The organism is Dysosmobacter sp. Phy, from assembly GCF_054476235.1.
In genome coordinates, this window is record NZ_CM136997.1 from 858,532 (window position 1) to 867,839 (window position 9,308).

At 65.0% G+C, this 9,308-nt stretch carries 12 protein-coding genes and 2 tRNA genes; 10 read left to right on the plus strand and 4 right to left on the minus strand.

Annotated features, from left to right (window positions below):
* Positions 1 to 2 precede the first annotated feature (2 nt).
* The 5 genes from ACVDHE_RS04310 to ymfI all read left to right on the plus strand — a co-directional run bounded on the left by ACVDHE_RS04310 (position 3) and on the right by ymfI (position 5,342).
* The gene (locus ACVDHE_RS04310; protein WP_458885719.1) at positions 3 to 2,267 is read left to right on the plus strand and encodes a DNA gyrase subunit A; all 2,265 of its coding nucleotides are present in this window, start codon (positions 3 to 5) and stop codon (positions 2,265 to 2,267) included.
* Positions 2,264 to 3,121, plus strand: coding sequence for a YitT family protein (locus ACVDHE_RS04315; protein WP_458885720.1), 858 nt, complete (start codon positions 2,264 to 2,266; stop codon positions 3,119 to 3,121). The genes ACVDHE_RS04310 and ACVDHE_RS04315 overlap by 4 nt, the downstream gene beginning before the upstream one ends.
* A 3-nt stretch (positions 3,122 to 3,124) precedes the next feature.
* Positions 3,125 to 3,724 carry a lactate utilization protein gene (locus tag ACVDHE_RS04320; RefSeq protein WP_418726108.1) on the plus strand — a complete coding sequence of 200 codons (600 nt, stop codon included), beginning with the start codon at positions 3,125 to 3,127 and terminating at the stop codon, positions 3,722 to 3,724.
* A gap of 50 nt (positions 3,725 to 3,774) precedes the next feature.
* A complete protein-coding gene (locus tag ACVDHE_RS04325) occupies positions 3,775 to 4,518 on the plus strand; it encodes a hypothetical protein (RefSeq protein ID WP_418726107.1) in 744 nt (247 codons plus the stop codon).
* Between the two features lie 89 nt (positions 4,519 to 4,607).
* A complete protein-coding gene (ymfI, locus tag ACVDHE_RS04330) occupies positions 4,608 to 5,342 on the plus strand; it encodes an elongation factor P 5-aminopentanone reductase (protein ID WP_458885721.1) in 735 nt (244 codons plus the stop codon).
* A 77-nt stretch (positions 5,343 to 5,419) separates the two neighbouring features.
* Here ymfI and ACVDHE_RS04335 read toward each other — a convergent pair whose 3' ends face one another.
* The 4 genes from ACVDHE_RS04335 to ACVDHE_RS04350 all read right to left on the minus strand — a co-directional run bounded on the left by ACVDHE_RS04335 (position 5,420) and on the right by ACVDHE_RS04350 (position 6,869).
* The gene (locus ACVDHE_RS04335; protein WP_458885722.1) at positions 5,420 to 5,725 is read right to left on the minus strand and encodes a hypothetical protein; all 306 of its coding nucleotides are present in this window, start codon (positions 5,723 to 5,725) and stop codon (positions 5,420 to 5,422) included.
* Between the two features lie 4 nt (positions 5,726 to 5,729).
* Positions 5,730 to 6,482, minus strand: a complete 753-nt coding sequence (locus ACVDHE_RS04340) for an XRE family transcriptional regulator (protein ID WP_418726104.1) — start codon at positions 6,480 to 6,482, stop codon at positions 5,730 to 5,732.
* Between the two features lie 216 nt (positions 6,483 to 6,698).
* Positions 6,699 to 6,783 (minus strand) — tRNA-Tyr (locus tag ACVDHE_RS04345).
* Positions 6,784 to 6,793: 10 nt separating this feature from the next.
* Positions 6,794 to 6,869: transfer RNA gene (locus tag ACVDHE_RS04350), tRNA-Thr, on the minus strand.
* A 125-nt stretch (positions 6,870 to 6,994) separates the two neighbouring features.
* Between ACVDHE_RS04350 and ACVDHE_RS04355 the strand changes: the two genes are divergently transcribed.
* From ACVDHE_RS04355 to ACVDHE_RS04375, 5 genes are all read left to right on the plus strand, one after another.
* Positions 6,995 to 7,183, plus strand: coding sequence for a hypothetical protein (locus ACVDHE_RS04355; RefSeq protein ID WP_458885723.1), 189 nt, complete (start codon positions 6,995 to 6,997; stop codon positions 7,181 to 7,183).
* Complete coding sequence (locus ACVDHE_RS04360; RefSeq protein WP_213037002.1) at positions 7,180 to 7,410, plus strand: hypothetical protein; 231 nt, start codon at positions 7,180 to 7,182, stop codon at positions 7,408 to 7,410. The genes ACVDHE_RS04355 and ACVDHE_RS04360 overlap by 4 nt, the downstream gene beginning before the upstream one ends.
* Positions 7,391 to 7,687: an RNA polymerase sigma factor gene (locus tag ACVDHE_RS04365; RefSeq protein ID WP_325226159.1), complete on the plus strand. Its 297-nt coding sequence runs from the start codon at positions 7,391 to 7,393 to the stop codon at positions 7,685 to 7,687. The genes ACVDHE_RS04360 and ACVDHE_RS04365 overlap by 20 nt, the downstream gene beginning before the upstream one ends.
* A gap of 91 nt (positions 7,688 to 7,778) precedes the next feature.
* Complete coding sequence (locus ACVDHE_RS04370; RefSeq protein WP_458885725.1) at positions 7,779 to 8,666, plus strand: YitT family protein; 888 nt, start codon at positions 7,779 to 7,781, stop codon at positions 8,664 to 8,666.
* A 127-nt stretch (positions 8,667 to 8,793) separates the two neighbouring features.
* Positions 8,794 to 9,291: a hypothetical protein gene (locus ACVDHE_RS04375; RefSeq protein ID WP_458885726.1), complete on the plus strand. Its 498-nt coding sequence runs from the start codon at positions 8,794 to 8,796 to the stop codon at positions 9,289 to 9,291.
* Positions 9,292 to 9,308 lie beyond the last annotated feature (17 nt).

The following is a 9,308-nucleotide window of genomic DNA, read 5'->3' on the forward strand; positions in this document are numbered from 1 at the left end:
CCATGCCAAAAAAGAAGCAGCCGGAGGAAACCCGGCCAAAAGTCAACAATCCCAACGTTCTGGGCCTCCACGCCGCGGTGGTGGAGCAGCCCATCACCGATACCCTGGAACTGAACTACATGCCCTACGCCATGAGCGTCATCGTCTCCCGGGCCATCCCGGAGATCGACGGGTTCAAGCCCTCCCACCGCAAGCTCCTGTACACCATGTACAAGATGGGCCTTCTGACCGGGGCGCGGACCAAGTCCGCCAACATCGTGGGCCAGACCATGCGCCTCAACCCCCACGGCGACGCTGCCATCTACGACACCATGGTGCGCCTGAGCCGGGGCTACGGCGCGCTGCTGACTCCCTTTGTGGACTCCAAGGGCAACTTCGGCAAGTCCTACTCCCGGGATATGTCCTGCGCCGCCCCCCGGTACACCGAGGCAAAGCTCACGGCCATCTGCGCGGAGCTCTTCCGGGACATCGACAGCGACACCGTGGATTTCGTGGACAACTACGACTCCACCATGAAAGAGCCCACCCTGCTGCCCACCACCTTCCCCAACATCCTGGTCTCCGCCAACAGCGGCATCGCCGTGGGCATGGCCTCCCAGTTCTGCGGCTTCAACCTCAGGGAGGTCTGCGAGACCACCGCCGCCTATCTGAAAAATCCGGACTGCGACCTCACCGAGACGCTGCTGGCGCCGGACTTTCCCACCGGCGGCGAGCTGATCTGCGACAGCGCGGCATTACGGGAGATCTACGACACCGGCCGCGGCAGCGTCCGGGTCCGGGCCAAATACCGCTATGTGAAAGAGGAAAACCTCATCGAGATCTACGAGATCCCCTACTCCACCACCGTGGAGGCCATTCTGGACAAGGTGGCGGAGCTCATCAAGGCCGGCCGCGCCAAGGAGATCGCGGACATGCGGGATGAGACGGACCTCTCCGGCCTGAAGCTGGCCATCGACCTCAAGCGGGGCACGGACCCCGACAAGCTGATGACCAAGCTCTATAAGCTCACCCCCCTGGAGGACGCCTTCGCCTGCAACTTCAACGTGCTGATCGCCGGCACCCCCAAGGTGCTGGGCGTGCGGCAGATTTTGGAGGAGTGGACCGCCTGGCGCACCGAGTCCGTGCGGCGGCGGGTGTACTTCGTGCTGAAGAAAAAGCAGGACAAGCTGCACCTTCTCAAGGGCCTCAAGCGGATCCTGCTGGACATCGACAAGGCCATCAAGATCATCCGGGAGACCGAGGAGGAATCCGAGGTCATCCCCAACCTGATGATCGGCTTCGGCATCGACCAGATCCAGGCGGAGTATGTGGCGGAGATCAAGCTCCGGAACATCAACAAGGAGTATATCCTCAAGCGGGTCAACGAGACCGCCGCCCTCCAGGACGAGATCGCCGACCTGGAGGACACGCTCAACGACCCCCGCCGGGTGAAGAAGCTCATCGTGGAGGAGCTGGACGCCGTTGCGAAAAAGTACGGCGAGCCCCGCCGGACCTCCATCGTCTACGGCCACGAGATCGAGGTCTACCAGGAGGAAGAGGAGACGGAGGCCTATCCGGTCCACCTGTTCCTGTCCCGAGAGGGGTACTTCAAGAAGATCACCCCCCAGTCCCTGCGCATGAGCGGGGAGCAGAAGTTCAAGGAGGGCGACGGCCTGCGCCAGAGCTTCGAGACCGTCTCCAACGCCGAGATCATGTTCTTCACCGATCAGTGCCAGGTCTACAAGACCCGTCTGAGCGAGTTCGACGACACCAAGGCCAGCGTCCTGGGCGACTACCTGCCCGCCAAGCTGGGCATGGACGCCGGGGAGAATGTGATCTACGCGGTGCTGCCCGGCGCCGACTACGCCGGGGCGCTGCTGTTCTTCTTTGAAAACGGCAAGGCGGCCCGGGTGGACCTCACCGCCTACAAGACCACCTCCAACCGCCGCAAGCTCACCGGCGCCTACTCCGACAAGTCGCCCCTCAAGTGCATCCTGCGGATCGACCAGGACCGGGAGGTGGCTGTCTACTCCACGGAGCCGCGGTGCCTGATCTTCCACACTGCCCTGCTGGCTCCCAAGACCACCCGCTCCACCCAGGGCGTGGCGGTGATGACCCTCAAGCCCAAATACCGGCTGGACACCGCCGCCTACCTGGACGAGACCCCCATCGCCAACCAGAGCCGCTACCGGGTGCGGGCCGTGCCCGCCGCCGGCGCGCTGCTGCGGCAGGAGGACACCGAGGAGCGGCAGATCGGCCTGCTGGACGATATGGGAGGAAATGCATGATCCAAAAGACCCTGAAGAGCTACGCCGTGATCGCGGTGGGCTCGTTGCTGTTCGCCCTGGCCTTCGACTGGTTCTTCGCCCCCAACCAGGTGGCCATCGGCGGCATCACCGGCGCGGCCCAGGTCATCAACGTCCTGATCCCGGCACTGCCGGTGGGTGTTTTGACCATCGTGCTGAACATCCCGCTGTTTATCGCGGGCTGGCGGCTCATCGGCTTCCACCTGCTGGCCTCGTCGCTGTTCTCCATGGCCGTCAGCTCCGCCGCCATCGACCTGATTGCCCTGGTGTGGGAGTTCCCGCCCATGGACCCCATGCTGGCGACGCTTTGCGGCGGGGCCCTGCTGGGCCTGGGGCTGGGGCTGGTGTTCTCCCAGGGCGCCACCACCGGCGGCACGGACATCGTGGCCAGGCTCCTGAAGCTGAAGTTCCCGTGGCTGCCCATGGGCCAGCTGCTGCTGGTGCCGGACGGCGTGGTCCTGGCGGCGGCGGCCCTGGCCTTCGGCGCGGTGTCCGCGGCGCTGTACGGCGCGGTGGCCCTGTTCGTCACCGCCCGGGTCATGGACACGGTGCTCTACGGTCTGGACACCTGCAAGACCGCCTACATCATCTCGGACAACTGGCGCGCCATCGCCGACGTGCTGCTGACCGAGCAGGACCGGGGCGTCACCATCCTGCGGGGCCAGGGGGCCTACTCCGGCGCCGACAAGCAGGTGCTGATGGTGGCCTTCCGCCAGCGGGACATCGTGCAGCTGCGGCGCACGGTCCACAGCCTGGACCCCCAGGCGTTCATGATCGTCTGCAACGCCCACGAGGTGCTGGGCGAGGGATTTGGAGATTATCAAAAGGAGGACTGACCCATGAAGATTTTCGAGACGGTGGAACAGAACCTCAAGGCGCGGGGCTACTGCGTCAGGACCTTCGCCACCGCCGAAGAGGCGGCGGCCTATCTGGACAGTGCCATCGACGGCAAGACCGTGGGCTTCGGCGGCTCCGTGACGCTGGACGCCATGGGACTGTACGACCTGCTCAGCCGCCACAACACCGTGGCCTGGCACTGGAAGTCCGACGACCCCAACGCCGCCCGGAAAAGCGCCCAGGCGGCCCAGATCTACCTTGCCTCCGCCAACGGCCTGGCGGAGACCGGCGAGATCCTCAACATCGACGGCGCCGGCAACCGGGTGGCCTCCACCCTCTTCGGCCACGAGAAGGTCTACTTCGTCATCGGCCGCAACAAACTGGCCCCCACCTGTGAGGAGGCACTGTGGCGGGCCCGGAACATCGCCGGGCCCCAGAACGCCCGGAGGCTGGGGAAAAAGACCCCCTGCGCTGTCAAGGGCGACCGCTGCTATGACTGCAAGAGTCCGGACCGCATCTGCCGGGGTCTGGTGACGCTGTGGGGCCCCATGATGGGCATGGAGACGGAAGTGATCCTGGTGGACCAGGACCTGGGCATGTAATTCCTACCCCCGCCGCCGGCGGGGCATCTGAGCGGAGAGGAGGCGCCGCCGTGACCGGACGCCGGATGATCCCCTTTGTCCTGAGCCTGTGCCTGCTGACCGGGTGCAGCTCCCTGCTGGAGCGGGAGTACCACACGGCAGAGCCCCACTCCAGCAAATTCTGGGAGAGCGAGGCCGCCGGTACGCTGCGGGCGGAGAACTACCAGGACATCGTCAACGACCTGCTGATCCTCATCGGCCAGCACACCGAGAGCGCCACCGTCCGGCTGTACAACTACCGCGATGAGATCACCGTGGCGGACACGCTGGAGATGGCCGCGGCGGAGATCCAGCAGGAGACGCCCCTGGGGGCCTACGCCGTGGAGTACATCGCCACCACTGCCCAGGCCCAGCGGGGCTATCACGAGATTTCCATTCAGATCGGCTACCGCCGCACCGCTGAGCAGATCCAGGCGGTGGTGAACGCCACCAGCATCGAGGCGCTGTACGCCCTGCTGGACAGCGCCCTGACCGAAGGGCGGACGGAGCTGGCGGTGCGCATCGGCTACTGGAGCGAGGGCGGCCAGGAGCGTGTGAGTTCCATCGCAGAGCAGCTGCGCCAGGACCGGGGCCTGACGGAAGCCCCTCCCTGGACTATCTCCTACTATCCGGCCCAGGGTCCGGTGGGCCTGGTGGAATTCGTGATGGTGCCGGATGAAGGCGAGGCGGATATCCCCTCCCAGTCTACCTCTGGAGCCGATGCCGACGGCGCGGACACTCCGGAGCCCGATGCCGGGGCAAACCCCGGCGCGTAATCCGCCCGGGCTGAAATTTTTGCAGATATCCGGCGGAGCCTCTGGCTCCGCCGGTCCCGCCTCCGGGCGGGGAAAAGGAGGAATCATCCATGAGACAAGTCGCACTGGTCACCGGGGCCTCCCGGGGCATCGGCCGGGCCGTGGCGATGGAACTGGGCCGGGCAGGCTACGCCGTGTGCATCAATTATCTGAACAGCGAGGATGCCGCCCGGCAGGCAGCGGAGGCCCTGCGGGCCGGGGGCAGCGACGCCGTGGCTATCCGGGCGGACGTGGCCGACGGCACCGCCGTGGCGGAGATGGTCCGCCGGACGGAAAAGGAGCTGGGCCCGGTGACGCTGCTGGTCAACAACGCCGGCGTGGCCGGACAGGCCCAGTTCCAGGACATCACCGACGAAATGTGGGACCGCTATCTGGCGGTGAACCTGGGCGGCGCCCGGAACACCATCCGCGCGGTGCTGCCCCATATGCTCTCAGAGAAGCGGGGCGCCATCGTCAACATCTCCTCCATCTGGGGCCTCCGGGGCGCCAGCTGCGAGGTGGCCTATGCCTGCACCAAGGCGGCCATCATCGCCCTGACCCGGTCGCTGGCCATGGAGCTGGCCCCCTCGGGCATCCGGGTCAACTGCGTGGCCCCCGGGGTCATCGACACGGATATGGTCCAGGTCCTGGGCCAGGAGACTCTGCGGGACCTGGCGGAGCAGACGCCCCTGGGCCGCCTGGGGCGGCCGGAGGACATCGCCCACGCCGTGGCCTTCCTGGCCTCGGACAAGGCCTCTTTCATCACTGGCCAGGTGCTGGGGGCCGACGGCGGCTTCATCGTGTGAGCTGACAGTGAAAGAGGAAGGGGAAACCGGATCGGTTTCCCCTTCCTCTTTTTTGCGGATTCACAGCCCGAAGTGGATCACGAACCGGCCCCGGCCTCCTCCAGCAGGGCCCCCAGCGTGGCCCACACCTCAGACGCGTCCAGGGCGGCCAGGACCGCCGGGATGGACGCCGGCGGGATCAGGGTGATGCCGCAGTCATCCAGCCCCTTCCCCGGCAGGTCCAGAGAGTGCCAGTAGACAGGCACCTCCCGCAGCTTTTCCGCAAGAGGCTCCACCCACTGGTCGTCCACCGCCACGCAGCCATACCGCTCCGGCTCATAGGTGTCATACCGCTCTCCGGACACCGGAGAGCGGGGCAGGTTGCCGAACGCGTGCACCGCCATGATCTCAGTCCTTGCCCGGCAGGGCCGGCGCGTGGCAGATCACCCGGCCGAAGCAGGCCAGGCCCCGGCCGCTGGCGGCGGTCAGCACCACGTCGGCGTCGGCGCGGGCCCGGTTCAGGGAGAACAGATACACCGTCCCCGCCGGGTCCTTGTAGTACTGCTTGCACAAAATGTCTCCGTCCACCCAGAAGATACCCACGTCTCCCGCGGCCAGGGGATCCCGGTTCACATACGCCACGGAGCCGTCGGCGATCCAGGGCTCCATGGAATCGCCCTGAATGCGCACGGCAAACTCCGCCCCCTGGGGCACCTCCTCCGTGACGGGAATATAGTCAAAGTCCTCCCCGAACACCGGCGCGGCATAGCCGGCGGCGGCGGGGCTGCGGTACAGGGGGATCACCCGGGCCTCCCGGTCCGGCTTTCCCCGCTCCAGATCGTCCCGATAGTCGCACAGAGCCCGTGTCACGGAGCGTACCGTCTCCCGCCCCAGGGCAGTCAGGCTCCGGTACTGCTCCAGCAGCGCCCGCTCCCCCTGGGAGAGCACCTGTCCCCCGGCACGGAAGCTGTCCCGGAACAGATCGTTGGGCTCGGTCTCCAGGCAGTCAAACAGCCGCAGCAGGATGTCCTCCTTTGGAAAGCTGCCGCCCAGTTCGTAATTGCTGACGGCGGAGGGCGAGACGCCCAGCCGCTGTGCCAGCTGCGGCCGGCTCAGCCCCAGCTGCTCCCGCCGCTCCCGGATGCGGTCCCCAAGACGCACAGTAACACGCCCCTTTCGCTGTTTTCTTCAGCATACCGGATTCTTTGGCCCTTGTCAACGATTATTTACATGAAACTTGTAAATTTACCCTTGACATTACAGGTATCTTGTGTTACGCTATGCTTGTTCACAAGAATCCTGTAATTTTTTATGCGTGCCACAAGTTTCCTCCCACCCGCAGGCATAAAAAAAGCACCCGCATTTGCAGGCGCTTTTTGGTGGGGGAAGGTGGATTCGAACCACCGAAGTCAGTGACAACAGATTTACAGTCTGCCCCATTTGACCGCTCTGGAATTCCCCCATATTCAATTTGGAGCTGGTGGACGGATTCGAACCCCCGACCTGCTGATTACAAATCAGCTGCTCTACCAGCTGAGCTACACCAGCAGTTCCAACAGCAGGATTTATATTACCAGATGGAACCCGTTTTGTCAACAAGAATTTGCGGCTTTTTCCGGATTTTTTCCGGAAGCGTCTTTCCGCCTGAAACCGGCGGAGAAAGGAGGGCTCTCTTGCACAATCCCCTGCGCCGCCGTCCGCGGCGGTGCCTTCTGTGTTCCCTGTGCGGCGGGGAGATCACTGAAGGCGAGAGTTATTGGTATCTCAACGGCGCCAGCGTCTGCGAGCGATGCTTCTGCGACTTTGCCAGAGGTGAGCTGGCGCCCTACCGGCAGATCCGGGGAAGGGAGGCGGAACTGTGACACTGACGGAAATGTCCCTATCGTACGCCCAGAGCGCCGAGGCCATTGGCCTCCGGATTGCGGAGCTGCGGCTGGCCGCGGCGGCCGCGGACACGGACACGGCCAGGCAGCTGCGGCTGCGGATCGAGGAGCTGCTGCCGCTGCTGCGGGAGATGCGGGAGCTGACGGTGCTGACCGCCCGGTATTATGACAGGAGCTATCACAAACATGAGAGATACACGCTTTGACACCCGCAGCAGCGAGTGGATCGGGGATCTGACCGTCTGGAAGCGGCAGAACGACCCCGACAATGCCGAACAGCTGGAGCGGCTGCGGCGAAACCTGCGTCGGGCCCGGGAGCAGGAGCTGACCCCTCGGCAGCGGCAGGTGCTGGCCCTGTACTACGACCGGGGCCTCACCATCCCCCAGATCGCCGGGCGGCTGGGGGTGAACCGCTCCACGGTCTCCCGGACGCTGCGCCGGGCCCGGGAGCGGCTGTACCGGCACCTGCGGTACGGACTTTGATTTTCCCCTTGCGGTTTTCCCCGGGACCCCGTATAATCGAAAGGAGACGGGCATCCTACATATCGAACCTGATCATAGGGGAGGACGTACCATGCTGTACAACACTCTGCACAACCGCTGGCTGCGGCTGGTGGCCTGCGTGGTGGGCGAACTGATTGCCGCCGCGGCGCTGAACATCTTTATCGTGCCGCTGAACCTCTACACCGGCGGCCTGCTGGGCTTTTGCCAGGTGGTGCGCACCCTGATGCAGACCTACCTGCACATCAGCTTCGGTGCCTACGATGTGGCCGGCATTTTCTACTTCCTGCTGAATATCCCCATCCTGCTGCTGGCTTACAGGACCCTGGGCCGACACCTGGTTCTCAAGACCCTGGTGTGCACCATATCCTACTCGCTCTTTTACAGCATCATCCCCATCCCCTCCTCTCCCATCGTCAGCGACTATCTCACCGCGTGCCTCCTGGGCGGCATTCTGGTGGGCGTGGGCAGCGGCATCGTGCTGACCTGCGGCGGCAGCGGCGGCGGACTGGACGTGGTGGGCCTGTGCCTGAGCAAGCGTGGCAGCAGCTTTACCGTGGGCAAGTTCTCCATCGGCTTCAACGCCGTGCTGTACACCTCCTGCCTGATCCTGTTCAGCCCGGAGGTAGCCATCTACTCCGTCATCTACAACTTCTTCACCGCCCTGGTGCTGGACCGGGTCCACCAGCAGAACGTCAGCGTTCAGGCCCTGATCTTCACCCGGGGAGACGAAAAGGCCCTGGCCAGCTTCGTCATGGAAAAGCTGGGCCGCGGCGTCACCTTCTGGACCGGCGTAGGCGCTTACACCGGCGAGAACGTCCACGTGCTGTGCGTGTGCCTTTCCAAGTACGAGATTGAGGAACTGCTCCACACGGTCCACAGCATCGATCCCCACGCCTTCATCACCGCCCAGGAGGGCACCCGGATCTACGGCAACTTCCTCCGGCGGCTTTCGTCCTGACCTGCCCAAAGCGGCGGAGCAATTGGCTCCGCCGCTTTTTTGACGCCCATTTGAAACCCGCCTCCCGTTTTTTTCGTCTATCCAGGCAGAAGGCCCGCCACATCCGATCGCAAAAAGGAGGCACATTATGAAACGATATCTCTGCCTGGCTCTGCTGCCCCTGGCTCTGTTGGTCGGCTGCGCCGGACCGGCGCCGGAGGTCCTGACGGAACCCCCGGCCCTGACGGTCCGCTGCGGCGAGACAGCGGGGGAGGCCCTCCGGGGCACCACCTCCTGGTATTACGACAACGGCGACGGCACCCAGACGGCTTTTGTAGCCGACAGCCTCCATCCCATGGACGAGGCCGCCCGGGACCTGACGCCCCGGCTGACCCTGCCGGACAGCAGCGAGGCCCCGGCGGCCTCCCTGGAGTGGGACACACCCCCGGACACGGTAACGGTCCGCCGCTGGAGCGACACCCTCTGGGGCAATACCGGCGCGCCCGCAGAGGAGGTGGCCGTGGAGGACGGGACCATCGCCCTGTCGGAGGGAGGCTGGGTCTGCGAGGTGACGGCGCTCTGGTCCTCGCCGGAGCACTGGGGCGGCACTGCCTCTTACAGCTTCCACACCGGCCCGGCGGAATAGAGCGGCAAAAAACGCGC